Source organism: Aureimonas sp. AU40, assembly GCF_001463785.1.
Classification (GTDB): Bacteria; Pseudomonadota; Alphaproteobacteria; order Rhizobiales; family Rhizobiaceae; genus Aureimonas.
On sequence record NZ_BBWL01000052.1, the window covers coordinates 133,968 to 158,845 of the forward strand.

Sequence of the window (24,878 nt, forward strand, 5' to 3'; positions counted from 1 at the left end):
GACAAGGCACGTCTTTGAAAGGGACTGTCATGACCATCGGAACCGTTAAGTTCTTCAATTCCACCAAGGGCTTCGGCTTCATCACCCCGGAAAGCGGCGGCAACGATGTGTTCGTTCACATCTCCGCCGTCGAGCGTTCGGGCATGTCGACCCTCGCGGACGGCCAGAAGGTCAGCTTCGACATCGTCGCTGATCGCCGTTCGGGCAAGAGCGCTGCCGAAAACCTGCGCGACGCGTAATTTGTCGCTGTCCGCGACCACGGATGTACTGGCGCGGATCTGACGACATTGAGGAGGTCGGGCACTGCCCGGCCTTTTTTGTTTCGCTGGGAGTAACGGCATGACCGACCAGACGAACGAACCCGTCAAGGGATCCCGCGGCCCGGACCGGGTCGAAAAGGGAAGCGCCATGACGATGATCGCCGAGGAAAATCGGCGCCGTCAGGACAAGACCGAGCGTTTGAAGGCGTTGCGCCTGGCGCAGGGTCCTATCGAGGCCGCGCCGCCGGCGGAAAAGCCGGCCAAGGCGAAAGCCGCCCCGAAAGCCAAGGCCAGTCCCAAACCCAAGATCAAGCGGGCGGCGCGCGCGCCGCTTCCCCCTTCCCAGCCCCATTCAGGATGACGCCGTGCAAGTTCTCGTTCGTGACAACAATGTCGACCAAGCCCTCCGCGTCCTGAAGAAGAAACTTCAGCGCGAAGGCGTGTTCCGGGAAATGAAGGCGCGCCGCGCCTATGAGAAGCCTTCCGAAGCCCGCGTGCGGGAAAAGAAGGAAGCCATTCGCCGCATGAAGAAGCTCGCCCGCAAGAACGCCCAGCGCGAGGGTCTGCTTCCTTCGGCACCGCGCAAGGTCCTGACCCCGAAGGTCGGCGGCGCACGCTGAGTCCAGGGCCTCGCCCATTGTCCGTTTTTTCCGAACCCTGCGCCCGCAGCCGATCTCGGCGCGGCGCGGTATGGAAAAGACCTCGGACTTTTCGAACGCAAACCGGGCGACGTCGATTCGCCCGGTTGGAGCCGGTCCTCCCAAGTCAGACGCGGCCCCAGAGCCCCTGGCCGTCGGCCCTCCTCGGCAGAGCACGAGTCCTTTCGCAGACAGCGCGGCTCGAGCTACTCGCCAAATGGTATCGGGCCCCTCTTTTCGTCATATTCAGACCTTGCCTCGGCGCGCTCGTCTCACGAGCGAGGCAGTCAAAAATTCCGGTCGCTGGCTCTTGGCCGCGGCGGGCCATCGGTTCGCAGCCTTTCGCCCGAAGAATTCCATCTCCAGGCCGTCAGAGCCGCTATCCGTCCTCTCGGAGGACGTTTGCTCCTTCCGCGCCGGCTCAAGCCGCACTCTTACCCCTCCCCCTCTCCCACGGTCGGTTCGCCGCCGGCCCAGGGCCAATTTCCATTCTCTCCGCCGCGCGTCGATCCGAAGAGTCGACCGCTGCGCGCCGATTCAGGCCGAGGCTCATGATTCCTCCCGCCCGGCGCTCTCTCTTTTCCAGGAAAATCCCATGAGCACTTTGTCCGTTCAACGCAGCAATGCCGACCGTCTGTTCAAGGCGGTGCAGGCCGACACACCACTGACGACCTTCGAGCGCGTCGCCGCCACGGCCGCCGCCAATCGCATCAAGGCCGACGCCCTGCGCAAAGCCCGCATGGAGCAGGCCGATAGCCAGCCCGCCGCGCCCGTGCGCAAGAAGGCGCGATAATGGGAAGCGCGGGCCCGGTCGACTTCACGGACGAAGCGGATCTGTTCTGGTCCTCCTCCGCCCGGCGCCGCCCCGCCAAGGGCGCCATGCGCTTTCGCTCCTTCCCGTCGCTGGCCGAAGCCGTGCGCTTCGTCGTCACCGACAAGAGCGAGACGCGCCATCAATGCGCGATCGATACCTCCGCCAAGCGCTACGAGGGCGTCGAGATCGAGGCGCTCTACAACAGCCCGGATTTTCCGCGCGAGGCTTGATCTCGTAGGTCGGGCTGCCGGCCATGCTTTGGGCTGGCGCCCAAAGGCGGGCCTGCCGGCGAAATCGATGGGGACAGCGCGCGAGAGCCGTAACCACCGGCTCGCGATTCCCTTCTCGGCGCCGGCTGCGATCGCGCAATTCAGAATTGCTCCATGCTGGCACACATGAAACAATCGACTTGCCTCGCCCGAGACCGCGCTCGCGACCTTTCCCCGGGGTCCAGTCCTGCGCGGCCAGGAACAGGCGACCTCGCCGCAACCCGATTTCCGATCTTCAAACGATGAACAAGCCGATCTCGCGCCTCGACCTCCAGAGTTCCAAGCTCGGCCGCCAAGCCGCTCTCGCCACCTGGAAGGCCGCCCTGCCGCAATACGAGATCTCGCTCGGCACCGATCTCGACGATTTCTGGATGGACCTTTCGGCCTGGCTGCTGCGCAAGGTCGTATTCACCCATGGGCAGACCTCGCCGACCCGGCTGGAGCGCCACGCCGACCGGCTGAGCGATGGCTACGACAATTTCATCTTCGTTCACTTCATGAAGGGCCGCTGGCAGGGCGAGGCCGACGGGAAGCCGTTTACCTTGAACGAAGGCGAAGTCATCCTGCTCGATGGCTCCCGCCCCTTCCATGGGCTGGCGACGGCCTCGAGCTATGCCATGGTCAACGTGCCGCGCGCGGTCTTGATCGAGCTCGCGCCCAGCCTGCCCCTGCTTCACGGCCGCGTCTTGCATTCCGCCTCGGGCTGGCTTCTGGCCGATCATCTGGCCGCGCTCAGCCGCGCCCTTCCCCTGATGCACCAGGGCGAAGCCGAGCGAATGGCCAACGCCACGCTGACCCTGATGGCCGCCTGCGTCGGCAACCTCACGGACAGGGCGCAGGGCGATATGGGGAGCCTGATTCCGGCGGTGCGCCTGCGTGTTGAGCGACATGTGGAGCGCAACCTCACCTCGCCGGACCTCACGCCCCAGACGCTGTGCCGCGACCTGCAGATTCCGCGATCGACGCTCTACCGCGCCTTTTCCGCCTTCGGCGGCATCTCGGCCTATATCCAGAGCCGGCGCCTCGACGCCGCGCGCGCCATCCTGTTCCATCCCGAGGATCGTCGGTCCGTGGAGGAGATCTCCCGTCATCTCGGCTTTGGCAACGCGACGAGCTTCGCCCGGTCCTTCCAGCGCCGCTTCGGCTGTACCCCGCGCGAGGCGCGGCGAAACGGTTCGACCTTCGTGGCCAGCAGCCAGGTCCTGTTCGAGCGTTGGCAATCCGTGCTGCGCGCCAACGCTTGACGGCAGGCCGGGTTGGGAGGAAAGAGCGCGACCACCTCGGCGAGAGGGGTATGATCCCAAGGGCAGCCGCGGGATGGGGGAAGCCCGGAACTGCCTCGGACGCCTGAGGGGCCGAATGGCCGAATGGCGCGGAGGCAGCCGCGAAGGAACGGGTGGGAATGAACAACGGTTTGAAGGCGCTCCGCCTCAGCAGCGATGAACTCGGGGCGCAAGGCGCGTTCGCCGCCTGGCAGGCCTCCCTGCCCCAATTCAGCACGGACCTGAACGGCGCCGCCATGGCCGATTTCCGCGTCGAGCAAACGGCGTGGCTGATGGATTCGCTGATCGTCGGTTCGGGTCTCCTTGCGCCGATCCGCGTCGTGCGCACGCTCTCGCAGATCGGCGATGGCTACAGCCAGTTCCAGTTCATCCAAAGCATCCGGGGGCGCTGGACCGGCGACGCGGACGGTCGCGCGATCGAAGCCGAGGAGGGCGACACGATCTGCTTCGACACGGCGCGCCCCTTTCAGGTCGTCAACACGTTCTCGAACCATCGCTTTCTGGTCGTCCCGCGCGACAAGCTTCCGCATGCGCTCGTGAGCAACCCGGCCCTGCACGGAACGGTCCTGCGTTCGGCAGGAAACTTCGTGCTCGCGGCCCATCTGGATGCGCTGATGCGCTGCCTGCCCGCGCTGCACGAGGAAGAAGCGGCGCGCCTGACGCGCGGCACGCTGGCCATCCTCACCGCCGCGCTGGGCGAGATCGACGACCAGCGCCTGTCCAAGGCCGAGACGCAGCCCGCCCAGCCTGCCCTTCGGCTGCGGGTCGAACGATATATCGAGCACAATCTGGCCTCGCCGGAGCTGACGCCCGAGGCGATCTCGCGCGATCTCGGCATCGCGCGCTCGTCGCTCTACCGCGCCTTTTCGCCGCTCGGCGGCATCTCCAGCTTTATCCAACTGCGTCGGCTGGACACGGCCTGCGCGCTCCTGTTCCACCCCGAGGAGCACCGCAGCGTTCGGGAACTGGCGGAAACGCTCGGCTTCGAGAACAGCGCGACCTTCTCCAAGGCCTTCCGCCGCCGCTTCGGCTGCTCCCCGCGCGAGGCGCGCGGCCGGGGCACGACGCAATCGCGCGACACGAAGGCCATGTTCGAGCGCTGGCAAGTGGCGACGCAACCGCCACAGCAAGCGGCTCAAGACCGCTCGCTGGTCGGGGCGGAGAGCGTCTGAAGCAGTCGGCCGACCCCGCGCCATGGGTTCGCGGGATCGAGTTCAGCAGACCTGTTTCCAAACTCTGGCACGAAGCGACGGGGGGTTTCAGCTCCAGGGCTGGAGCAGCACGGCGAGCAGTGCCAGGACCAGGGCCGGCGGCATGACCAGCGCGCCGATCCGCAGGAAATTCAAGGCACCGAAGGACAGCCCTTCGCGGCGCAGGGCGCTGAGCCAGAGGATCGTGGCGAGCGAGCCGGTCACCGAGAGGTTCGGGCCGATATCGATGCCGATCAGGATGGCGTTGACGACCTGTTGCGGCAGTTCGGCGGCGTTGGTGAAGGCGCCGGTCATCAGGCCCAGCGGCAGATTGTTGGTGAGATTGGTGCCGAAGGCGAGCGCCACGCCGGACAGGAAGGCGCCGCTATCGGGCGACGCGTTGAGCGGGCCTTGCAGCGCGCCGACCAGCGTCGCCTGCAGGCCGCTGACCTCCAGCGCACGCACGATGACGAAGAGGCCGGCCACCATGGCCAACGTGTCCCAGGAGATTTCCTTGACCAGGGGCAGCGGGTTGGAGCGCTCGCCCAGCGTGACTGCCAGTGCCGTGAGAAGCCCGGCGATCAAGGTCGGCCAGCCGAGCTCCAGGCCGAGAGCGGAGGAGCCGAGAAGAACGAGGCTGGCAAGCACAAGGCCGATCGCCGCGATCCGGCCGCCGAGCGACAGCGTCGGGATTTCGACATTCGTGTCGGTCGTGCCGCTGAGATTGTCCCCCTGGTTCCAGCGCAGGATGAAGAACGTCGCCAGAATCGCCAGGACGGAAGGGAGCGCGAAGCGACCGAGCCATTCGCCGAGCGGCGGCAGATGGGCGCCGAACACCACCAGATTGGCGGGGTTCGAGATCGGCAGGACGAAGGAGGCAGCATTGGCGACGAAGGCGCAGATCAGGAGATAGGGAATGGGCGAGGCGACCTTGGCCGCGCGGGTGACCGCGATCACGGCGGGCGTCAGCACCACCGCCGTCGCGTCGTTGGACAGGAACACCGTGACCAGCGTTCCGATGAGATAGACGAGGGTGAAGAGACGGCGGGGCGAGCCGCGCGCCGAGCGGGCGGCATAGGCCGCGAGATAGGTGAAGAGCCCCTCGCGCCGCGCGGTTTCGGCCAGAAGCATCATCCCGGCCAGAAAGAGATAGACGTCGATCCCCGCCTCGACCCCGGCCAGCCCCTCGCGCCAGGGCAGAAGGCCGGTGACGACAAGAAGCAGCGCGCCCGCGACGGCGAAGATCCATTCCGGCCATTGGCCGGGCCGGAAGATGACGCCGAAAACGGTCAAGCCGCTGATGGCCCAGGTAACGATATGCAACAGGCTAGGGGTCATCGAATGGTGCTCGGGGGTTCGAAAAGGCAGGGCGGGACGCGTGGCGAAGGGGTGAGCCCCAAGCCCCGGCCCCTGTCAAGCGCGCGGGGCAGGCAAGGGCGAGGCGCAAGGGGACGGCGCCCCGCCGCGCAGGGGAGATCGGGCGCGGCAGAGCAGATTTTCGAAGGAGGATCGGGAGTACCGGATCAGTCGCCCTTACAGGCGGCGGCGACCTTCGGCGCGGAGACGAGCCAGAGCAGGAGCCCCAGAATCGCGAAGCCCGCCAGCATGAGATAGGCGACCGAGAATCCGTAGCGGGAGACCACCACGCCGGCGATGGCCGGGCTCAGCGAGGCGCCGATGCCCTGCACGGTCATGACCGCGCCGAGGCCGGCATTGATATGACCCGTGCCTTTCAGGATGCGCGCGACAAGTCCGGGGACCGCGACGCCGAGGAGGCCCGCGCCGATGCCGTCCAGCATCTGCACCGGAATCAGAGCGAAATGGCTGGGCCAGAGGCCGGCGATGAGACCGCGCACGGGAAGCGCCACCAGAGCGGCGATGAGCAGAAGGAAATAGCCGCGCTTTCGAGCGAAGCCGGCCGCCAGAAGCGCGATCGGGATCATGGTCAGCTGCGCGATGATGACCGTCGCCGCCGTGTAGGAAACCGGGTCGCTCAGAAGCGTCTGGAGCGTGGAATGCTGCTGGACCGGCGCGGTGGCCGGGCGTCCGGCGGTGGACTGTCCGGGGGCGATCGTGGTGGCGCCATCGGTCCGGGCCTGAGTCTGGGTCGAAGCGTCCGGGGGTGTCGCGCCCTGGCTGGAGGCGCCGGGGGCAGCTGTGGCCGAAGCGGAGGACGACGCCGATCCGCTTTCGGCCTGGCTCGCCACCTGCTGGCCGAGCAGCGGCAGCATCGCACCGTTGCCGAAATGGAAGAGCATCAGCGTGGCGGCGAGGATCAGAAGCGGGGTGGACTTCCAAAGGACATTGAAGCCGGAGGGCGCTTCCTTGTCGCCGCCCTCGGCCTTGGGGTCCAGGCCGCGCGCCACGTCATGGTCGATGTCCTTGGGATCGATCATGAGGATGGACGCGATCGAGCCGACGGCCATGGCCGTCATCAGGATGAACACCGCCGTCAGGCCGAACTCGTAGCCGAAGAAGCCAGCGCCCGCCGCCGCGAAGACGTTGCCGCCATGGTTCCAGGCTTCGTTGCGGCCGAGCTGGTGCGCCAGTCCCGCTTGTCCGACGAGACCGAGCGTTAGGCCGGCAATGGCGGGACCGATGGCCGCGCCCGCGATGCCGGTGGCGATCTGCGAAGCGGTGACGAAGGTGAAGTTGGGCAGGAAGAGAATGGCGAGCGAGGCAACGATCACCAGGCCCGCGCAGAAGGCGACCATGAAGCGCTTGGCCTTGGAAGCGTCCGCGAGAGCCCCAAGCGGCGTGGTCGCCAACATGCCCGCGATGCCGCCGATCGTCATGACGAGGCCGATCGTCGCGGTGCTCCAGCCTTGCCCGATCAGGAAGATGCCGAGGAAGGGGCCCAGCCCGTCGCGCACGTCGGCGAGAAAAAAGTTGACCGCACCCAACGCTTTCAGCGAGCGGGACTTGGGCTCTGTGGCCGGACTGAGTGCCGTTGCCGACGCGATGCTCATGCAAAATCCCCCGGCCGCGTTCCCTGCGTTGACAGGATCGTGATCAACGGCGACCGGGCTCTTAATGCGCTCTCGGCCGACAAGTTGCATGCAGCAGGCTTTAAAGAGAGTCTATTGAAGTAAGTATCAATTACAATATCAGTAACGCGACCTTACAACAAGCAAAGTTTCAGACTTTCGATTTGTGAGGGAACCAAACTCTTCGCGGTTCGCTATCAGGCCGCACATCACAACCCCGTGAAAGGATGATGCGGATGATGAAGCAAGCTCTTCTTGCGACGGCGATCACCGTCGGCTCGATTTCCTGGGCTTCGGCCCAGCCCGCACCGGCGGGCGCTCCGGCGCCGGCCGCCCCGACCAACGAGGCTGCCCCGCCCCCTCCGCCCGGCGGCCCGGCCGATGCGCCCCGCGCCCCCGGTGAGATGCCGCCTCCGCCGCCCGCCCGTGGTCCCGGCCCCGGCCCGCGCGATCCGAACGCGCCCCCTCCGCCGCCGCCGCATGCCGGCAAGGGCATCGACCTGCGCATGGGCCGCGACATGGGCCTTCGCATCGAGTGCGGCGACGAGCCCCTGGAGCGCTGCATCGCGGCAGCCAAGCCGCTGATCGACAAGATCCCCAACCTGACGCTGCCGCCCGCTCCGCCCCCGCCGCCGGCGGACGCGCAGCAGCCCGGCGCTCCCGGCGCCCCGGCTCCGGCTCCGGCCGATCGCCAGCCCGCTCCTCCTAAGCGCTGAGCACAGGCGAACGGGAGTTCCTCCCTCTCCCGTTCGCCCCTGCTCGCGAAGGGACGGCGAGCGCAGGCTCGCCGTCCCGCTCTTTTCCCCGCTTTCCCCTCTCCATGCGCGTCTCGAAAAGGTCTCGGCCATGCTCCGATGGTTGCAGTTCGGCGATCTCCATGCCTGCGAGGGGGACGATTGGGAAAGCCTGCGCCGTTTCGAGCGGCTGGTGAGCGAGGCCAATCAGGGCTTTGCCGAGCGGGTGCAGTTCGCCGTCCTGCCCGGCGACAACGCCAATCACGCAACGCCCGAACAGTTCGAGCGCGTCGGCGAGGTCGCGCGCCGGCTGCACGTGCCGCTTCATGTCCTGCCGGGGGATCATGATTTCGAGGCCGGGCATCTCGAGGATTTCCGCCGGCATCTGGCGCCCCAGAGCCTGCCGCGCGTCGAGACGATCGGCGAGACGCAATGTCTGTTTCTCGACATCGTCAGCGCCGGCTCGGGCGGGCCGGACTTCCGCCTGGGACAGGCGCAGACGGCCTGGCTCCATCAGACCCTGGGCCAAGCGCGCCCCGGCGCCCGGTCGCTCGTCTTCATGCACGCCTTTCCCGGCGATCTGCGGGAGGGCTGCGAGGAGGTGGCCGCCCTGTTAGCCCGCTGCGGTGTCGCCTATGTCGGCACCGGCCATACCCACTACAACGATCTTCTCAACGATGGGCACGTGATCTACGGTGCGACGCGCTCCACCGGCGAGATCGAGGAAGGACCGCCCGGCCTGTCCGTCTCGGCGCTGGACGGCGATGTCGTGTCCTGGCGCTTCAAGACGCTGGACAGCGGCTGGCCCTTCGTTCTCGTCACGTCGCCCTCGGACTGGCGGCTAGCAACGGACTTCACCTCGCGCACGCAGATTCCCGAAGCCGCGATCCCCGTTCGCGCCGAAATCTTCGGGGCCTCAAACGAAGTCGTGGTGACGGCGCGTCTCGACGGCGAGCGGGACCTGACGCTGTCGCGCGACGGGGACGGAGTCTGGTGCGGGCGCTTCGGCGAGGTGGCCGACGGACGGCATGTCCTGACCGTCACCGCCACGGAAGCGGACGGCTCGACCGACACCGACACAGTGGAGGTGCTGGTGCGAAACGCGCGCGAACGGCCCAAGCGCGGACCCGCCCTGGCCCTCGGGCGCGACGTCCACTCGTTACGCAGCTGGCCGAGCCACGGGATTCCCGGCGGGCGGCTGGGGCCGAACGCCAACGGGCAAAAGTGGTAGCCAAAGCATGCCGCGAGGCGATCCGGGCAGGCCGCAGGGCCTGCCCGTCACTATCTCAGGCCAGGAACGAGGCGGCGATGTCCTTGTCGCCATGCCCGGCCTCGGACGCGCGCTCGAAGCGGGCGAGACCAGCCTCCGCAAGGTCAGCGCGCACGCCCGTTCCCGCCAGCGCCTCCACGATGAGACGCGCGTCCTTGATGCCGTTGTCCAGCGAGAAGCTGGTGGTCCAGTCGCCCGACAGCATGGCGCCGCCCTTGCCCTGAAGATAGCCGCTGTCGAGCTGCCCACCGGTCAACGCTTCGAGAACGAGACGCGGATCGACGCCCAGCGCCTCGGCGATGCGCAGGGTCTCGGCCGTGCCATGGGTCAGCACGAAGACATAGGAATTGAGCGCGAGCTTCAGCCGGCTGCTGGCGCCCGCCGCCTCGCCCACCCAGATCGTGCGCTGGCCGATCGCGTCGAACACAGGCTGCGCGTGCTCTCGCCCCTCCACCGGGCCGGAACCGAGGATCACCAGCTTGCCCTGCTCGGCGGGCTGGCGCGTGCCGAGCACCGGCGCATCATAGAAGACGAGGTCGGCCTCGCCGGCGAACGCCGCCAGCCGATCCGTCGCCTCAATGCCGACCGTGCTGAGCTGCAGCCAGATCGAGCCCTTGCCCAACGCCGGCCGTGCCGCCTCCATCGCCTCCAGAACGGCAGGCCCATCCTTGAGGACGGTCAGCACCATCGCCGCGCCGCGCACGGCCTCAGTCACGTCCTCGAAAGGCGTCACGCCATCGGGCTCCAGCGCCTTGGCCTTGTCGGCCGAGCGGTTCCAGGCGCGCACCGCGAAGCCCTTGCGGGCAAGATTGCGCGCGACCGCCGCGCCAATAATGCCGGTGCCGAGAACGGCGATGGGGCCAGTCGAGACGGGATCGGGCATAAGATGCTCCTTTGGGTCGAACGGAATGGGGGCGGCGCGTCGAAGGCGCAGATGCGGCAGGTTCGGTGTTTCGGCAAGCCCCGCCCGCTCGCCCGCGACACGGGGACGGAAGGCGGGCGGCCCTTTCGGTCAGGCCTTTCGCTCGCGCCAGAAAGGCCTCACACGACAGGGTTGTGACAAAGCCTCTCGTTTTTTCGCCGAACCGCTGCATGACACGGAAAACATTGACGCATCACCTGCGACGAAATCGCCAGCCGGCTCTTCGCAACCGCACAGCAACGTCCTATGACTGAACCAAACCGTGTTCTCAATCCGAGTCCTCTCTTGTCAGCCAGCGCCGCGCCCGACCTGCCTTCCAGCCTTTCCGACGAAGCGGCGCGTTCGGCGGCGCTCCACTCGTATGAGGCGCTGGACACGCCGCGCGAGCCTGAGTTCGACGATCTGGCTCGCATCGCGGCCGAGGTCTGCGGCACGCCGATCGCCGTCGTGAATCTGGTCGACACGAAGCGGCAGTTCTTCAAGGCCGAGGTGGGCTTGGGCGTGCGCGAGACGCCGCTGGAAACCTCGTTCTGCGGGCAGGCGATCCTGGCCGAGGATTTCATGATGGTGCCCGACGCGCGGCAGGACCCGCGCTTCGAGTGCAGCCCCTTGGTGCAGGGCGAGCCGGGCCTGCGCTTCTACGCCGGCGCGCTGTTGAAGACCAAGGCGGGCCTTGCGATCGGCACGATGTGCGTCCTCGGCTACGAGCCCAAGGAACTCGACGGGCACCAGATCCGCACGCTGCATCTTCTCGCCCGGCAGGCGATGACGCAGCTCGAGCTGCGCAAGGCGCTGGTGGAGCGCGAGCGCGCTCTCTCCGCCTCGCGCGCGGCGGAGGCCGAGTTCCGCGCCATGACGGAGGATGCGCCGGCCATTCTCTGGGTCACCGACCCGGAGGCGCGCTGCATCTTTCTGAACCGCGCCTGGTACTCCGTCACCGGCCAGTCCCGCGAGGAGGCGGAGGGCTCGGGCTGGCTTGACGCCATGCATCCCGACGATCTGGCCGATGCGCGCCGCGTGCTTCTGTCGGCCAATGCGCGCCAGGAGCCGTTCAGCATGGAATACCGGCTGCGCTCGCGCGACGGAAGCTTCCGCTCGGCCATCAACAGCGGCACGCCGCGTTTTGGCGCCGACGGCACGTTTCTCGGCTATGTCGGCGCGGTGATCGACATCGACGAGCTGCGGCGCGCCGAGCAGATGCAGCAGGTCGCCATGCGCGAGCTGTCGCACCGCATGAAGAACGGCCTCGCCATGGTGCAGGCGATCGTCTCGCAGAGCTTCCGGCACGCGACCTCCTTGGAGCACGCCTCGGAAAGCATCACCAGCCGCATTGCGGCGCTGGCAAGGGCGCAGGATACGCTGGTGCGGCCCGACCTCACCGACTCCACCGTGGAGGAGGTCGTCGGCAAGGCGCTGACGCCCCATGTCGACAACGAGCAGCGGGTGGACGTCGCCGGGCCGCATGTCACGCTGTCCTCCGAGCGCGCGCTGGGTCTGGCTCTGGCGCTGCACGAGCTGGCCACCAACGCCGCCAAATATGGCGCGCTGTCGATCTCCGAGGGGCATGTGCGCATCACCTGGGAGCACCAGGACGGTCAGTTCCGCTTCGAATGGCGGGAGTTGAACGGGCCTCTCGTGGCGACGCCGGAGACGATGGGCTTCGGCTCCCGGCTTCTGGAGCGTGTCGTTCCCGCCTATTTCGGCGGCCGCGCCGAGCGCAGCTTCGCGCCGACGGGCCTGACCTATGTCCTGACCGGCGAAATCCAACCGGCCGATTGACAGGATGCCTTCGGCCGCGCGATGGCGGCCGAAGGCGGCTTCAGGCCTTACTTGAAGCGCGAGGCCCGAAAAGGCGCGAGCATGGGATGTGCCTCGCCGGTCGCGATCTCGCGCGCCAGCATCTCGCCGGCGATCAGGCCGAGCGTCGCGCCGCTATGGCTGAAGGCGACGAAATAGCCGGGAATCTCCGCCAGTTCGCCGAAGACGGGATCGCCATCGGCCGGAATGGGCTTGGGTCCCATCGCGTAGGATTCCAGCGCCAGCCGAGGCCGGCCCTCCAGAACGGCGGAGGCCTCTTCGAGAAGGCGCTCTGTGGTGCCGGCGGGGAAGGAATGCGTGCCGTCCTCCGCCGTCACGATCTCCTCCTCCGACCAGGCCGAGTCCAGCACGAAACCACCATCCGGCGTCGGGCGCACGGCGACGCGCGGCGTGTTGAGAACGGCGCGCAGCGGATGGGCATGCGGCTTGGTCTTCACCAGAAGCGCGATCGGCGTCTGGTCGGGCAAATGGATGCCGTTTTCGGCCAGCGACTGCGGCACAGAGGGGCCGGTCGCGAGCAGGACGGCGTCGCTCTCGACCCGCGTGCCGTCGCTCAGCAGCGCGCCGCGCGCGCGGCCGCCCTCCACGATGACCCGCGCCTTGCCCGCGTTGGGAACGAGGCGTCCGCCCATCGCTTCGAATTGAATGAGAAGGACGCGGATCAGCGAGGGCAGGTCCACCCACCCCTCCGCCGGGTTGAAGATCGCGCCCTGCTTCGTGACGGCGGCGGCATCGACGCCGGGCGTCACCGCCGCGATCGCGCCCGGCTCGAGCTTCAGCGCGGCATAGCCGATGCTGGTTTCATAGGCGAAGACGGCGTCGATCTCGTTCTCGGCCTCGTCTGCGTCCCAGGTCAGCGCGCCGTCGAAGCGGAGCCAGTCGGCGGACGGGTTGGCATGGGCGAGCGTGTGGTAGCGGTCGAGCCCGGCCATGCGCAGGTCATGATAGGCGCGCGAGCGGTAGCGCGCCGAGTTGAGCCAGGCGAGCGAGCGGCTGGATGCGCCGGAGGCGATCGGGCCATCGGTCACCAGCGTCACCTCGGCGCCAAGGCGCGCCAGATGCAGCGCGGAGGAGACGCCGAAGATCCCGCCGCCGATGACGGCGACGCGGCGTTTGGGGGAACCTGCCATGGGTCTGTCTTTCTGTCTCGGATCGGGAAAGGGAGGGAAAGGCGCCGGGCGTCAGGGCGCTTCCCACTGGCCGGAGCGGCCGGAGCGGAAGAAGGCGTCGAGTACGCGCATGTTGAGAACCGCGTCGTCGAGGCCCCATTCCGGCGCCTCGCCCGAGCGGATGGCGCGCGAAAAGGCGTCGGCCTGCAGCCCGTACTGGTCGCAGGGCGGGATCTCGACCACCTCGCGCCCGCCGCCTTCGAGATCGCGCCCGTCGTCCACCGCGATGGTGACGGGCCGGCCCGCCGGCGCGTTGAAGGGGATCGAAATCGCGATGCGCCCCTTCGTGCCCAGAATTTCGACGCTCTGGCGAAGGCCGAGCTGCGTGGCGCAGGTGAAACCAAGATGGCGGCGCCCGGGGAACTCGGCGAGGCCCGACATCATGCGGTCGGTGCCGAGCGCGGGGTCCGTGTCGAAGGCGCCGACGACCCGCTCGGGCTCGGCGCCGAAAATGTAGCGGGCCGTGGCGACGGCGTAGCAGCCGACATCGTAGAGCCCACCGCCGCCGATGGCGGCCTGGTTGCGGATGTTGGCGGGGTCGGTGAGATAATAGGAAAAGATCGTCTGCAGGGCGCGCGCCTCGCCGATCCGCCCGCTCGCCGCGATCTCGCGCGCAAGGCGCCATTGCGGGTGATGGCGCACCATGAAGGCCTCCGCCACCAGCCAGCCGGTGCGCGCCGAGACGGCCTTCAGCGTCTCGGCCTCCTCGGCGGTGAGCGCGATCGGCTTTTCGCAGAGCACATGCTTGCCCGCTTCCAGCGCCCGGATCGTCCAGGGCACGTGGAGATGGTTGGGCAGCGGATTGTAGATCGCCTCGATCGCCGGGTCGGCGAGCAGCGCCTCGTAGGAGCCGTAGGCCTTCGGAATGCCGGCGGCCTCGGCGGCTTGCCTGGCCGTGGCCTCGTCGCGCGAGGCGATGGCGACCACTTCCGACAGGGCGCTCCCCTGGATGGCGGGGATCACGGCGTTCAGCCCGATCTGTGCGGTGGAGAGAACGCCCCATTTTACCTTGGAGGACATAGGTTTTCCTTGCGCTGGCAGGCTCACAGGACTTCCGACAGGAAGCGCTTGAGGCGGGGGCTCTGCGGATTGCCGAAGATCGCCTCGGGCGGGCCGTGCTCGACGACGCGGCCCTCGTCCATGAAGACGACCTGGGTGGCGACGCGCCGGGCGAAGTTCATCTCGTGCGTGACCACAACCATGGTCATGCCGCTCTGGCCGAGATTGGCCATGAGCTTGAGAATGCCCTTGACGAGTTCGGGATCGAGCGCGCTCGTCACCTCGTCGAACAGCATCAGCTCGGGCTCCAGCGCCAGGGCGCGGGCGATGGCGACGCGCTGCTGCTGGCCGCCGGAGAGATCGCCCGGGCGGTGGTCCATGCGGGCGGCAAGGCCCACTTCCGCCAGCCGCGCCTCGGCGATGCGCCGGGCTTCGGATCGCGAAAGGCCCTTCACCTTCTCCAGCGAAAGCATGACGTTGCCGAGCGCGGTGTGGTCGGGAAACAGGTTGAAGTGCTGGAACACCATGCCGACCCGGCGGCGCAGCGCGTCGGGCTTGACCGGCAGGATGCTCGCCCCGTCCAGCCGGATGTCGCCGCCCTGCGGCTCGGCCAGCCGGTTGAGACAGCGCAGCAGCGTCGACTTGCCCGAGCCGGACGGGCCGATGACGCAGGTGATCGAGCCCGCCGGTGCCGACAGCGCGACCTGCCGCAGCACCTGATAGTTGCCGTAGCTCATGTCGAGATCGACGACGTCGAGGCTGGCGCCCTTGAGACGCGGCCGGGTCTCGCTCGCCTTGGCAGTCGCGGCCTCTTCCTCCTCGACTTCCTGGAGGCCCGAGGTCGGCGCGGCGGGGCGGCGGCCGGTGCGAAGGCGCTTGTCGATGGTGTTGACGAGATGGGTCAGCGGAACGGTGATCAGGAGATAGAAGACGCCCGCCAGCATGAGGGGCGAAAGATTGCCCGAGACTACGGCCTGATCCTGCCCGACGCGGAACAGTTCGCGCTCGGACGCCATGAGGCCGAGGAAGTAGACGAGGCTGGAATCCTTGATATTACCGATGAACTGGTTGACCAGCGCCGGCAGGACGCGCCGCACCCCTTGCGGGATGACGATGAGGCGCATGCCCTTAGGGTATGTCATGCCGAGCGCCCGCGTCGCCTCCAACTGGCCGCGATCGACGCTCTGGATGCCCGAGCGGAAGATCTCGCCGATATAGGCGCCGGCGATGAGGCTGAGCGCCAGGATGCCGAGCGGATAGGGCGAGGGGCCGAAAAGCTCGCGCCCGATGCGGGCGAAGCCCTGTCCGATCAGAAGGATCGTAACGATCGCCGGCAGGCCGCGGAAGATGTCGGTGTAGACGCGGGCCGGCACGCGCAGCCAGGCCGAGCGCGAAATGCCCATGACCGCGAGCAGCATGCCGATCGCGATTCCGAGAACCGTGGAGGCCGCCGCAAGGATCAGCGTGTTCTTCAGCCCCACCATCAGCATGTTCGGCAGGACGGCCGCCATGGCCTCCCAGTCGAAAAAGCTGCGCTTGAGGATTTCGTACCAGGACATGCGGGGTCCGATCCTTCAGGGGCACGAGGCTCAAGGTCCCGCGCGATGCCGGCCGTGGAATGGGTCCGGCCGAGCCGCCGCGAGGCGCCCGGCCGGGGGAGGCGTCAGGGCTTGGGGAGATATTCCGCGGGCATGGGCGAGCCGGGGAACCACTTCTCGTAAAGCGTCTTCCAGGTGCCGTCCTGCATGGCCTCGTGCAGGCTCTTGTTCAGCGCCGTGCGGAAGGCGTCCTTGCCCTTGGCGACAACGAAACCGGCCGGGGCGTCGAAGGAGGGAATGTTGGCCGCGATGGTGAGGCCCTTGAACTGCTCGGTATACTGCTTGGCCGCCTCGTAATCGAGGAAATGCGCGTCGATCGAGCCGCTGTTGAGGCCGGAGATCGCCGAGTTGTTGTCGGGGAACTTCACGATGTCGGCCTTGGTGAAGTTCTTCTCGGCGTAGATTTCCTGCAGCGTGCCCTGCACGACGCCGAGCCGCTTGCCGGCGAGATCGTCGGCCGACTTGATCGCCGGCTCGGAGGTCACGACGCTGAGATAGCCGGCGAGATAGCCATCGGAGAAGTCGACATTCTTCTTGCGCGCCTCGGTCGTGCCGATCGCGGCCACCGCGACGTCGAAGCGCCCGTTGGCGACCGAGGGCATGAGGGCGGAGAATTCCTGGCCGGTGAACAGGACATGGCTCTTGTCGAAGCCCATGCGACGGGCGACGTCGAGGAAGAGCTCGATGTCGAAGCCGGTGAACTCGCCGTTGGAATTGGTGAACGTGTAGGGCTTGGCGTCGCCCATCGTGCCGACGCTGATCGTGCCGGGCTCGATGAGGCCGAGCGGATTGTCCTGCGCGAAGGCGGGGGACAGGCCGCCCGTCACCAGGGCGAGACCGACAAGGGCGGTCGACAGAAGGGTGCGGCGGCTGAAGGCGCCTTTGAAGGGAGTCATCACGTCGTCTCCTGGTCTGGCGCGAAGGCGCGCGGGATCGGCGAGGGCTGGGGAAGCCGCCCTCGAACTGGCAACGGTGAAATTTCAAGAACCCGATCTGCCCGCCCGCGCTTCGGCGGTGGCGGGACCTGTCGGTCGGCTGTGCCTCGGACCCATCGGGCCAGATTGAGGAAATTAGAGCGTGAGACCGGTCTCTTCGCAAGAGGAAACCGGTCTCCGTGTGAAATTTTTATGCCATTGACGGAATTGCCCATGGTTTGTACGGCTCGGGAATGACCCTCCCCCGCCCGCCTCGAAAGTCCGCCACCGTTGCCGACGTCGCTCGCGCGGCCGGGGTTTCCAAGGCCACCGCCGCCCGCGTTCTGGGCGGCTACGGAACCGTGAGCTTTGAGCGCCGCGCGGCGATCCTGGCCGCTGCCGAGCGCTTGGACTACCGGCCGAACGAGCTGGCGCGCACCATGGCGACCGGGCGCTCGGGCACGATCGGCGTCGTGGTCGGCGATATCGAGAACCCGTTCTTCGGCTCGGTGGTGCGCGGCATTTCCGACGAGGCCAAGGCGCGGGGCTTCGGCGTTCTCCTGTCCAACTCGGGCGAGGACGTGGCCGAAGAGCAGGACGCCGTTTCCATGCTGGTGAACAAGCGGGTGGACGGGCTGATCGTGGCGCCGGCCTCCTCGCGCGACAAGGCGCATCTCACCGACGCGCTGTCGCTCGGCCTGCCATTGGTGCTGGTGGACCGCGAGGCGGACGGCCTCGATCTCGACGCCGCCATCGCCGACCATCGCGACGCCGCCCGGCGCGCCATGCGGCTGCTCGTCGCCAAGGGGCATCGCCGCATCGCCTATGTCACGGCGAGCCACCTGCCGGGGCCGCGCTTTGCGGGCGTTGAGACGATCGGCCTGACGACCGTGCGCCAGCGCATCGAAGGCTTTCTGGCCGAGGCCGAGGCGGCGGCTCTGCCAGACCCCGCGCGCTTCCTGCGCTTCGGCGCCTCGTCGCGCGCGGCGGCGAGCGAGGTGCTGTCGGGTCTCCTCAAGGAGCCCCAGCCGCCGAGCGCGATCCTTGCGTCCGACAGCGTCATCGCGATCGAGGTGCTGCGCACGGCCAAGGCGCTGGGCCTTCGCATTCCCGGCGATCTCTCGCTCGTCACCTTCGACGACGCGGGCTGGATGAGCGCGGCCTCGCCTACCGTCACCGTTCTCGCCCAGCCTTCGCACGCGCTGGGCTCGCAGGCGATGCGCATGCTGGCCGAGCGCATCGCGGGGCGCGCGGAGGCGGAGCGACTGGTGCTTCCTTCCGAGCTGATCGAGCGCGAATCCGTCGCCGCGCCGGCCGATTAGACGATCAGGACAGGTCCACCGGCTTGGAGCGCAGGCGCGCGGCGGTGGCCGGATCGGCGCGCCGGCAAAGCTGCGGCGGCAGGCCCCGCATGATCAGCTCGGCATCGGCCACGGCCATGGCGCCGATCTCGAAAAAGGCGTCGCGCGTGCCGCCGGTGCGATGAGCCGAAAGGAGAAGGCCCGGAATCTGCCGCACGGGATCGTCCGCCGGCACCGGTTCCACGGGGAAGACATCGGTGGCGGCGCGGATATGGCCCGAGCGCACGGCGTCCAGCATGGCGGGAAAATCGACCACCGCCGCGCGGCTCATCAGGAGAAACACCGCGCCGCGCGGCATCAGCGCGAACTCGCGCGCGCCGATGAAATGCTCGTTCTCCGCCGTGACGCTGGCAAAGACGAAGACGACCTGGGACGTGCGCAGCAATTCGTCCAGGTCGGACGGGCGGCAGTCCAAGCGTTCGATCGCGGCCGCCGGCAGCCAGGGGTCGAAGACGCGCACCTCGTTGCGGAAGGGGCGGATCAGCTCGCGCAGGTTTCGGCCGAGATCGCCGAGGCCGATGATCCCGACCCTTGCCCCGGCAAAGCGGAAGGTCGACTCGTTGCCGGCCAGACCATAGGCTTCCTCGCCGGCGCGAAAGGCGCGGTCGGCGGCGGTGATGCCGCGCGCCAGATCCAGAGCCATGCCGAGCGCGGCTTCCGCCACCGGCGCGGCAAAGGCGGAAGCCGGCGTCAGGACGGGAATGCCGCGCTCGGTGCAGGCCTGATAGTCGATATTGGGCAGAAAGTTGGTTTCGACATTGACGATCGCCTTGAGGCGCGGCGCGCGGTCCAGCCGCTCGCGCGGCATCGCCGTCTGACCGAAGATGAGAACCGTGTCGGGCAAAAGCGCCTCGACCTGATCGTCCGGCATCGGGCCGTCTTCCGACACCACGACCTCGCCCAGCGCTTCCAGGCGGCGGCGCACGTCCGGCGTCATGATGAGATCGAGCGTGCGCGGCAGCGGGTCCACGAGGACGACGGTTCGGCTCATGAGTTCAGTTCTCCCTGCGAAGCGATTCGGCCTCAGGCCGTCTCCCGGCTGGCATCATGCCACGGCGCGCGGCTGTTCTCACGCAAGGCTTGGGCTCGGGTCGGGCGGGGAAATACCGGCCTTGCCGTTCAGACGAGATACTGGATGTGCGGGCGCCCGTGATGGCGCGAGGGCTCGACATGGGCGCGCACGTTGAAGACCTCGCGCAGGAGATCCTCGGTCAGCACCTCTTCGGGCGGACCGGCCGCCACGACGCGGCCGCCCTTCAGAACCACGAGCCGGTCGCAGAACAGGGCGGCATGGTTGAGGTCGTGCAGCGCAACGATGCTGGTGAGCTTCAGCTCCGAAACGAGGCGCAGCAGCGCGATCTGGTGCTCGACGTCGAGATGGTTGGTCGGCTCGTCCAGAAAGATCTCGCGCGGCGCCTGGGCCAGGGCGCGGGCGATCTGGACGCGCTGGCGCTCGCCGCCCGACAGATGCGCCCAGGAGGCCTCGCGCTTGGCGCTCATGCCGGCCGAGGCGAGTGCCGTCTCCACCGCCGCCTCGTCCGCCGCCGTCCAGGGGGACAGGGCGGAACGGTGCGGAATGCGGCCGAGCTTGACCACGTCCACCACCTTGAGGTCGGCCGTGCTCGTGGCGGACTGTTCGACATAGGCGATGCGCCGCGCCAGCGCCTTGCGCGCCACGGTTCCGATCTCGGTTCCGTCCAGCGTCACCCGCCCGCTATGGGCGCGGCGCAGGCCGGCGAGAATGCGCAGGAGCGAGGTCTTGCCCGAGCCGTTCGGCCCGAGAAGGCCAAGCATCCGCCCGGGCTCGGCCTCCAGCGACACGTCGTCGACGATCACCGTCTTGCCGGCCTTCCAGACGAGATTCTCGGCCCTGATGGTCATGCGAAGCGCCGCGCCCGGTAGAGGATGAGGGAGAAGAAGGGCACGCCCACCAACGCCGTGACGACGCCGATCGGCAGAACCTGCTGCGGGATCGCCACGCGCGAGACGATGTCGGCCAGCACCATGAAGATCGCCCCGGCCACGAGACAGGCCGGCAGCACGCGGGCATGAAGCGGCCCGACCACGAAGCGCGCGGCATGGGGCACGACGAGGCCGACGAAGCCGATCGACCCGACCATGCTGACGATGGTGGCCGCCATTAGGGCGGTCGCGGCGAAAAGGAGAACACGGGTGCGCCCGACCGGAATGCCGAGCGAGGCGGCCGCGTCGTCGCCGAAGGTGAAGGCGTCGAGAACCCGCGCATGCACGATGCACAGGATAAAGCCGATCGCGACCACGACGGCGACGAGTTGCACGTCCGGCCAGCGCACGCCGCCGAAGCTGCCGAGCAGCCAGAACATGATGTCGCGCGCCTGCTGCGCGTCGGCTGCCGTGGTGACGATATAGGAGGTGAGCGCGTTAAAGAGCTGCGAGGCGGCGACGCCGGCTAGGATCGTGCGATCCGAGCCGCCGCGCGTGCCGTTGGACAGGAGCGCCACGAAGGTGAAGGCGACGAAGGCGCCGGCAAAGGCGCCCATGGACAGCGTCACCGCGCCGGCGCCGAGACCCAGCACGACCACCGCCACCGCGCCGGTGGAGGCGCCGGCCGAGATGCCCAGCACATAGGGCTCGGCCAAGGCGTTGCGCAGGAGAGATTGAAGCACGGCGCCGCACAGCGCCAGCCCCGCGCCGCAGCAGGCGGCGGCGAGTGCCCGGCTGAGCCGGTAATCCATCACCACGCTTTCATGGATTCGGTTCAGCGCGACGCTGGTCCAGCCCAGGCGATTGGTGACGGCGTAGAAGGTCGTCTCGGGCGAGATCGGCAGATCGCCCGTGCGCACGCTGAGCGCGACGGCGACGAGCGTCAGCACCAGGCAGAGCGCAAAAAGCAGGCCGAGTCCGGCCTGCCCCTTCCAGCTTGCGATGCGAGACGTCACTTCGTCTTCGCCTCGAGTTCTTCCAGCTGCTTCTCGATCTGCTCCGCGCCGCGAATGGTGCGGATCGTGGGATTCATCGCCTGCCCGTCCATGACCACGATGCGCCCGTTCTTGACGGCGTCGAGCTGGCTGACGGCGGGGTCGGTCTTCAGGAACTCGATCTTGGCCGCGGGCTTGTCGAGCTCCCAGCGGTTGCGGTCGAGATCGGCGACGACGATGACGTTCGGGTTGGTGGCGATGATGCCCTCCCAGCCAAGCGTCGGCCATTCCGCCTCGTTGTCCACCGCGTTGCGACCACCGAGCAGATCGGCGATGAAGCCGGTCGCGCCGTTCTTGCCGGCGAGATAGGCGTCGGCCGACGGCGACGGGCTGGAGAACCAGAAGAGGAAGGACTGCGACTGGCCCCGCGCCTTGGCCCGCTCGCGCAGCGCGGCCTCGCGCTGCTTGAATTCGCCGATCAGCGCCTGCCCCTTGTCCTGCACGTCGAAGATGCGGGAAAGCTCGTCGATCTCCTGGTAGAGGAGGTCCATGTTCCAGAGCGTGGCGCGGCTGCCGTAGATGTCGCCCGTGTCCTTGCGCGTGTTGCACACGCCCGGCGACAGGTAGCTGTTGATGCCGAGCTTGGCGAAGTCCTCGCGGCTGGCGACCTTGCTCTCGGGGCCGAGCAGGAGGGGCAGCTGTGCGGCGACGAAGTCGGGCTCCTGGGCGAGCACGGCCTCGAAGGTTGGGATCTCGACCGTCAGCCGCTTCACCTTCTCGTTGGCCTCGGCCAGCTCGGGAAGGACCTTGCTGGGCCAGAAGGCGGTGCCGGCGACGCGGTCCTGCAGGCCGAGCAGCAGCATGATCTCGGCGCTGTTCTGGCCGAGCGCGACGGTGCGCGCCGGGGCCTTGTCGAAGCGCACCTCGACGCCGCAATTCTGGATCGTCAGCGGGTACTGCGTCGGCTCGGCCCGCGCGGGAAGAAGGCCGAAGCCAAGCGAAAGAGCCACAGCAGCGGTGGAAAGAGCGGACAGACGCACGAAACAGATCCCCGACGAGAAAGCTTGTGGCTGCCGTCTATCCCCACGCCCGCGCAAAAACAAGCCGGAAATACTCACCTTTGCTGGAGCGATCGGCGCTTCAGCCCTTCGCTTTGCTAAGCGAAACAAAGCGTCCGCCTCCGCCGGAGGGTAGGCTTACTTTGGAAAGACTATAAAACTCCACACGCCGAGGTCGTCGGGCGCGCGCGTGGGGGGCCTCGAGGCGACGGCGGTCGCTCGCCGCCGTCGCCCGAACCGGAGCGTCTTCGGGCGCTCCGGCTCCTCAGTGTCCGCCGACTTCGAAGACCGTGTGGGCCGCGCCGATCGACAGAAGACCCGCCAGCGCGCGCGTCACCGCCTCTCGGAAGCGGGGCTCGTGCGTGAGATCGGCGCCGAACACTTCGGGAAAGCCGAAATAGGCCTCCACCAGGGCTTCCGCCGTGCGCTTGTCGGCGGTTGCCGCCGCGAAGCGCTGGGCCAGGGGATCGCGCACGTCGATCGCGTGGCCGTGCTCGCCATGGCCGGTGGCGTAGATCATCCAGGCGGCGACACCGAGCGCCAGCCGGTCGAAACTCTGGCCGGCGCGCAACCGGTCGCGGATCGTGCCGAGAAGGCGCTGCGGCAGCTTCTGCGAACCGTCCATCGCGATCTGCCAGGTGCGATGGCGCAAGGCCGGGTTCTGGAACCGGTGGATCAGCGCGGCGCGGTAGCCGGCGAGATCGAAGCCCGGCAGGGTCGGCAGGGTCGGTGTGATCTCCTCGCGCATCATGGCTTCCAGAAGCTCGGCAAAGCCGGGCGCGGCCATGGCGTCGGCCACCGTCTCGTGCCCGGCGAGATAGCCGAGATAGGCGAGCGTCGAATGCGAGCCGTTGAGAAGGCGCAGCTTCATCAGCTCGAACGGCTCGACATCGCCGACGAACGTCGCCCCCGCCCGCTCCCAGGCCGGGCGCCCGGCGGGAAAGCGATCCTCGACCACCCACTGCGAGAAAGGCTCGGCCATGACCGGCCAGGCGTCCTCCAGCCCAAGCGCCCCGGCCACCAGCGCGCGGTCGGCATCCGTCGTCGCCGGAACGATGCGGTCCACCATGGTGGAGGGAAAGGCGACCTTGTCGGTGACGAAGGCGCCGAGCTCGGGATCGCGCAAAGCGGCGAAGCGCTGCACGACCTTGGCGACGGTGTGCCCGTTGGACGGGAGGTTGTCGCAGGAGAGCACTGTGAAAGGCGCAAGGCCCGCACGGCGGCGCCGGTCCAGCGCCTCGACCAGGAAGCCGATCGCCGTCTGCGGGCGCGCGGGTTCGGCCAGATCGTGGACGATGCCGGGATGGGCCTCGTCGAGTTCGCCCGTCGCCGGCTTGTGGCAATAGCCCTTCTCGGTGACGGTGAGCGAGACGATGCGCGTATCGGGCGCCGCCATCAGCGCCAACACGGCCTCCGGGTCCTCCGGCGCGACGAGGCTTTTCAGAATTGCGCCGACGATTTCGAACCGGTCCTCCTCCGCGCCGCGCACGGCGACGGTGTAGAGCCCGTCCTGCGGCGCCAGGGCGTCGCGCGTCTCGGGGCTGCGCAGCGACACGCCGGCAATGCCCCAGGCGAGATCGCCGCCCGCAAGCACGCGTTCCGTCATCACCGCCTGATGCGCGCGGTGAAACGCGCCGAGGCCGAGATGGACGATGCCGACGCGCGCCTTGGACCGTTCGTAGGAGGGCTTGCGGACGCTGGCCGGCAAGGTCGAAAGCGTCGTCTCGGACAGGCGGTTCATGCGGGTTCCCCTGCAGGTCTCGGGATGATGGGGGAGCCGGAACGAAAGTTCCGACCTCCGGGGCCAGCCTAGCCGGCGATGATTTCAAAAGTTCCTTCGAACCGCTTCTAATGCGCGGCTTGGGACTGCTTGGCGCGGGCGACGATCTGCGTCGGATTGACGAAGCGCAGCGCCAGGACGAGCCAGAACAGGGTCGTCACCATGTAGACCACCGCCATGGCGTCGATCGACTGCGAAGCGCGGACGCCCGAGGCGAAGACAGCATAGTAGAGCGAGACGACGAGCGTCTGGCTGGTCGGCCCGGCGACGAGGAAGGTCAACTCGAACATGGCGATGGTGCGCACGAGAACGAGCAGGAGCGCGGCCAGCATGCCGGGCAGAAGCAGCGGGAGGAGAATGCGCAGGAACAGGCTGCCCGTGCCCGCCCCGAAGACGCGGGCGGCGGCCTCCACGCGCGGGTCGATCTGCTCGATGAAGGGGATCATGACCAGCACGACGAAGGGGATGGAGGGCACGAGATTGATGATGACGACGCCCCAGAAGGAACCGCCCAGCCCGACCTGATACAGAAGCGTGGCGAGCGGAATGCCGTAGGTGAGCGGCGGCACCAGGAGCGGCAGGAGAAAGACGAGGATGGCGAAGCGCTTGCCCGCGAACTCGCGCCGCGCCAGCGCATAGGCCGTGGTGATGCCGATCAGGCCCGACAGGAGCGTGACGACGAACACGACCTGGAAGGTGACGAGCAGCACCTCGGTCAGCTGAAACTCGCGCCAGGCCGAGAAGTACCAGCGCGTGGTGAAGTCCACCGGCAGCCAGGTGCCGAGCCAGCGCGTCGCCAGCGAGTTCATCACCACGGTCGCGATGACGCCGAGAAGATTGAGTACGAAGAGGATGGTGACGGCCCAGACGGCCGTGCGCCAGAGTTTAGAGCCGATGCCACGATCGCGGATCATCTG

General features: G+C 68.0%; 24 protein-coding genes. 11 read left to right on the forward strand and 13 right to left on the reverse strand.

All coding sequences use genetic code 11. The features are described 5' to 3' along the window. The first annotated feature begins 29 nt into the window (after positions 1-29). From AUL32_RS20200 to AUL32_RS20230, 7 genes are all read left to right on the forward strand, one after another. On the forward strand, positions 30-239 hold the full coding sequence (locus AUL32_RS20200; protein ID WP_061977951.1) for a cold-shock protein: 210 nt from the start codon (positions 30-32) through the stop codon (positions 237-239). A 169-nt stretch (positions 240-408) separates the two neighbouring features. Further along, a complete protein-coding gene (locus AUL32_RS20205) occupies positions 409-621 on the forward strand; it encodes a hypothetical protein (RefSeq protein WP_156421555.1) in 213 nt (70 codons plus the stop codon). 4 nt (positions 622-625) lie between these two features. After that, entirely contained in the window at positions 626-880 is a 255-nt protein-coding gene (gene rpsU, locus AUL32_RS20210; RefSeq protein ID WP_061977949.1) for a 30S ribosomal protein S21, read from the forward strand. A 613-nt stretch (positions 881-1,493) separates the two neighbouring features. After that, positions 1,494-1,691 carry a hypothetical protein gene (locus AUL32_RS20215; RefSeq protein WP_062119096.1) on the forward strand — a complete coding sequence of 66 codons (198 nt, stop codon included), beginning with the start codon at positions 1,494-1,496 and terminating at the stop codon, positions 1,689-1,691. Further along, the gene (locus AUL32_RS20220) at positions 1,691-1,942 is read left to right on the forward strand and encodes a hypothetical protein (RefSeq protein ID WP_061977947.1); all 252 of its coding nucleotides are present in this window, start codon (positions 1,691-1,693) and stop codon (positions 1,940-1,942) included. Before AUL32_RS20215 ends, AUL32_RS20220 begins: the two co-directional genes overlap by 1 nt. A gap of 281 nt (positions 1,943-2,223) precedes the next feature. After that, positions 2,224-3,225, forward strand: coding sequence for a helix-turn-helix domain-containing protein (locus AUL32_RS20225; protein ID WP_062119099.1), 1,002 nt, complete (start codon positions 2,224-2,226; stop codon positions 3,223-3,225). A 158-nt stretch (positions 3,226-3,383) separates the two neighbouring features. Next, positions 3,384-4,436: a helix-turn-helix domain-containing protein gene (locus AUL32_RS20230; RefSeq protein WP_062119102.1), complete on the forward strand. Its 1,053-nt coding sequence runs from the start codon at positions 3,384-3,386 to the stop codon at positions 4,434-4,436. Between the two features lie 87 nt (positions 4,437-4,523). Here the strand turns inward: AUL32_RS20230 and AUL32_RS20235 are convergent, their stop codons facing one another. Together AUL32_RS20235 and AUL32_RS20240 are read right to left on the reverse strand one after the other, a co-directional pair. Beyond that, the gene (locus AUL32_RS20235; RefSeq protein ID WP_062119104.1) at positions 4,524-5,792 is read right to left on the reverse strand and encodes an arsenic transporter; all 1,269 of its coding nucleotides are present in this window, start codon (positions 5,790-5,792) and stop codon (positions 4,524-4,526) included. Between the two features lie 185 nt (positions 5,793-5,977). Next, positions 5,978-7,423, reverse strand: a complete 1,446-nt coding sequence (locus AUL32_RS20240) for an MFS transporter (protein ID WP_062119107.1) — start codon at positions 7,421-7,423, stop codon at positions 5,978-5,980. Between the two features lie 254 nt (positions 7,424-7,677). On the opposite strand from AUL32_RS20240, the gene AUL32_RS20245 reads away from it, so the two are divergent. Both AUL32_RS20245 and AUL32_RS20250 read left to right on the forward strand, forming a co-directional pair. Further along, positions 7,678-8,157: a hypothetical protein gene (locus AUL32_RS20245; protein ID WP_062119110.1), complete on the forward strand. Its 480-nt coding sequence runs from the start codon at positions 7,678-7,680 to the stop codon at positions 8,155-8,157. A gap of 130 nt (positions 8,158-8,287) precedes the next feature. Next, positions 8,288-9,406 (forward strand): metallophosphoesterase family protein, encoded by a 1,119-nt coding sequence (locus AUL32_RS20250; RefSeq protein ID WP_062119113.1) that lies wholly within the window; start codon positions 8,288-8,290, stop codon positions 9,404-9,406. Between the two features lie 55 nt (positions 9,407-9,461). On the opposite strand, the gene AUL32_RS20255 is transcribed toward AUL32_RS20250, so the two are convergent. Then, positions 9,462-10,328, reverse strand: coding sequence for an NAD(P)-dependent oxidoreductase (locus tag AUL32_RS20255; protein WP_062119116.1), 867 nt, complete (start codon positions 10,326-10,328; stop codon positions 9,462-9,464). Positions 10,329-10,652: 324 nt separating this feature from the next. Here AUL32_RS20255 and AUL32_RS20260 point away from each other — a divergent pair, with 324 nt between their 5' ends. After that, positions 10,653-12,146, forward strand: a complete 1,494-nt coding sequence (locus AUL32_RS20260; protein ID WP_062119119.1) for a sensor histidine kinase — start codon at positions 10,653-10,655, stop codon at positions 12,144-12,146. A 47-nt stretch (positions 12,147-12,193) separates the two neighbouring features. On the opposite strand, the gene AUL32_RS20265 is transcribed toward AUL32_RS20260, so the two are convergent. The 4 genes from AUL32_RS20265 to AUL32_RS20280 all read right to left on the reverse strand — a co-directional run bounded on the left by AUL32_RS20265 (position 12,194) and on the right by AUL32_RS20280 (position 16,847). Beyond that, positions 12,194-13,315, reverse strand: coding sequence for an NAD(P)/FAD-dependent oxidoreductase (locus AUL32_RS20265; protein ID WP_062119122.1), 1,122 nt, complete (start codon positions 13,313-13,315; stop codon positions 12,194-12,196). Positions 13,316-13,366: 51 nt separating this feature from the next. Beyond that, positions 13,367-14,374 (reverse strand): Gfo/Idh/MocA family protein, encoded by a 1,008-nt coding sequence (locus tag AUL32_RS20270; protein ID WP_062119124.1) that lies wholly within the window; start codon positions 14,372-14,374, stop codon positions 13,367-13,369. 23 nt (positions 14,375-14,397) lie between these two features. Next, on the reverse strand, positions 14,398-15,912 hold the full coding sequence (locus AUL32_RS26310; RefSeq protein ID WP_062119126.1) for an amino acid ABC transporter permease/ATP-binding protein: 1,515 nt from the start codon (positions 15,910-15,912) through the stop codon (positions 14,398-14,400). A gap of 104 nt (positions 15,913-16,016) precedes the next feature. Continuing rightward, complete coding sequence (locus AUL32_RS20280; protein ID WP_082639788.1) at positions 16,017-16,847, reverse strand: ABC transporter substrate-binding protein; 831 nt, start codon at positions 16,845-16,847, stop codon at positions 16,017-16,019. A 272-nt stretch (positions 16,848-17,119) separates the two neighbouring features. Here AUL32_RS20280 and AUL32_RS20285 point away from each other — a divergent pair, with 272 nt between their 5' ends. Further along, positions 17,120-18,187, forward strand: a complete 1,068-nt coding sequence (locus AUL32_RS20285) for a LacI family DNA-binding transcriptional regulator (RefSeq protein WP_062119129.1) — start codon at positions 17,120-17,122, stop codon at positions 18,185-18,187. Positions 18,188-18,191: 4 nt separating this feature from the next. Here the strand turns inward: AUL32_RS20285 and AUL32_RS20290 are convergent, their stop codons facing one another. The 6 genes from AUL32_RS20290 to AUL32_RS20315 form a co-directional block, all read right to left on the reverse strand. Further along, positions 18,192-19,217 (reverse strand): hydroxyacid dehydrogenase, encoded by a 1,026-nt coding sequence (locus AUL32_RS20290; RefSeq protein WP_062119132.1) that lies wholly within the window; start codon positions 19,215-19,217, stop codon positions 18,192-18,194. Between the two features lie 128 nt (positions 19,218-19,345). Beyond that, positions 19,346-20,107 carry an ABC transporter ATP-binding protein gene (locus AUL32_RS20295; RefSeq protein WP_062119136.1) on the reverse strand — a complete coding sequence of 254 codons (762 nt, stop codon included), beginning with the start codon at positions 20,105-20,107 and terminating at the stop codon, positions 19,346-19,348. Further along, a complete protein-coding gene (locus AUL32_RS20300) occupies positions 20,104-21,144 on the reverse strand; it encodes a FecCD family ABC transporter permease (protein ID WP_082659899.1) in 1,041 nt (346 codons plus the stop codon). Before AUL32_RS20300 ends, AUL32_RS20295 begins: the two co-directional genes overlap by 4 nt. After that, complete coding sequence (locus tag AUL32_RS20305; protein WP_374700970.1) at positions 21,141-22,172, reverse strand: ABC transporter substrate-binding protein; 1,032 nt, start codon at positions 22,170-22,172, stop codon at positions 21,141-21,143. The genes AUL32_RS20300 and AUL32_RS20305 overlap by 4 nt, the downstream gene beginning before the upstream one ends. 274 nt (positions 22,173-22,446) lie before the next feature. Beyond that, complete coding sequence (locus AUL32_RS20310; protein WP_062119139.1) at positions 22,447-23,922, reverse strand: mannitol dehydrogenase family protein; 1,476 nt, start codon at positions 23,920-23,922, stop codon at positions 22,447-22,449. A gap of 107 nt (positions 23,923-24,029) precedes the next feature. After that, complete coding sequence (locus tag AUL32_RS20315) at positions 24,030-24,875, reverse strand: ABC transporter permease (RefSeq protein ID WP_062119142.1); 846 nt, start codon at positions 24,873-24,875, stop codon at positions 24,030-24,032. Positions 24,876-24,878: the final 3 nt, after the last annotated feature.

Bases quoted from the DNA above. Each gene is read 5' to 3' on its own strand.
- AUL32_RS20290 (WP_062119132.1), bottom strand. From the start codon at position 19,217: ATGAGCCGAACCGTCGTCCTCGTGGACCCGCTGCCGCGCACGCTCGAT.
- AUL32_RS20250 (WP_062119113.1), top strand. From the start codon at position 8,288: ATGCTCCGATGGTTGCAGTTCGGCGATCTCCATGCCTGCGAGGGGGAC.
- AUL32_RS20205 (WP_156421555.1), top strand. From the start codon at position 409: ATGACGATGATCGCCGAGGAAAATCGGCGCCGTCAGGACAAGACCGAG.
- AUL32_RS20245 (WP_062119110.1), top strand. From the start codon at position 7,678: ATGATGAAGCAAGCTCTTCTTGCGACGGCGATCACCGTCGGCTCGATT.
- AUL32_RS20220 (WP_061977947.1), top strand. From the start codon at position 1,691: ATGGGAAGCGCGGGCCCGGTCGACTTCACGGACGAAGCGGATCTGTTC.
- AUL32_RS20310 (WP_062119139.1), bottom strand. From the start codon at position 23,922: ATGAACCGCCTGTCCGAGACGACGCTTTCGACCTTGCCGGCCAGCGTC.
- AUL32_RS20280 (WP_082639788.1), bottom strand. From the start codon at position 16,847: ATGACTCCCTTCAAAGGCGCCTTCAGCCGCCGCACCCTTCTGTCGACC.
- AUL32_RS20230 (WP_062119102.1), top strand. From the start codon at position 3,384: ATGAACAACGGTTTGAAGGCGCTCCGCCTCAGCAGCGATGAACTCGGG.
- AUL32_RS20295 (WP_062119136.1), bottom strand. From the start codon at position 20,107: ATGACCATCAGGGCCGAGAATCTCGTCTGGAAGGCCGGCAAGACGGTG.
- AUL32_RS20270 (WP_062119124.1), bottom strand. From the start codon at position 14,374: ATGTCCTCCAAGGTAAAATGGGGCGTTCTCTCCACCGCACAGATCGGG.
- AUL32_RS26310 (WP_062119126.1), bottom strand. From the start codon at position 15,912: ATGTCCTGGTACGAAATCCTCAAGCGCAGCTTTTTCGACTGGGAGGCC.
- AUL32_RS20235 (WP_062119104.1), bottom strand. From the start codon at position 5,792: ATGACCCCTAGCCTGTTGCATATCGTTACCTGGGCCATCAGCGGCTTG.
- AUL32_RS20225 (WP_062119099.1), top strand. From the start codon at position 2,224: ATGAACAAGCCGATCTCGCGCCTCGACCTCCAGAGTTCCAAGCTCGGC.
- AUL32_RS20255 (WP_062119116.1), bottom strand. From the start codon at position 10,328: ATGCCCGATCCCGTCTCGACTGGCCCCATCGCCGTTCTCGGCACCGGC.
- AUL32_RS20265 (WP_062119122.1), bottom strand. From the start codon at position 13,315: ATGGCAGGTTCCCCCAAACGCCGCGTCGCCGTCATCGGCGGCGGGATC.
- AUL32_RS20285 (WP_062119129.1), top strand. From the start codon at position 17,120: ATGACCCTCCCCCGCCCGCCTCGAAAGTCCGCCACCGTTGCCGACGTC.
- AUL32_RS20215 (WP_062119096.1), top strand. From the start codon at position 1,494: ATGAGCACTTTGTCCGTTCAACGCAGCAATGCCGACCGTCTGTTCAAG.
- AUL32_RS20200 (WP_061977951.1), top strand. From the start codon at position 30: ATGACCATCGGAACCGTTAAGTTCTTCAATTCCACCAAGGGCTTCGGC.
- AUL32_RS20315 (WP_062119142.1), bottom strand. From the start codon at position 24,875: ATGATCCGCGATCGTGGCATCGGCTCTAAACTCTGGCGCACGGCCGTC.
- AUL32_RS20240 (WP_062119107.1), bottom strand. From the start codon at position 7,423: ATGAGCATCGCGTCGGCAACGGCACTCAGTCCGGCCACAGAGCCCAAG.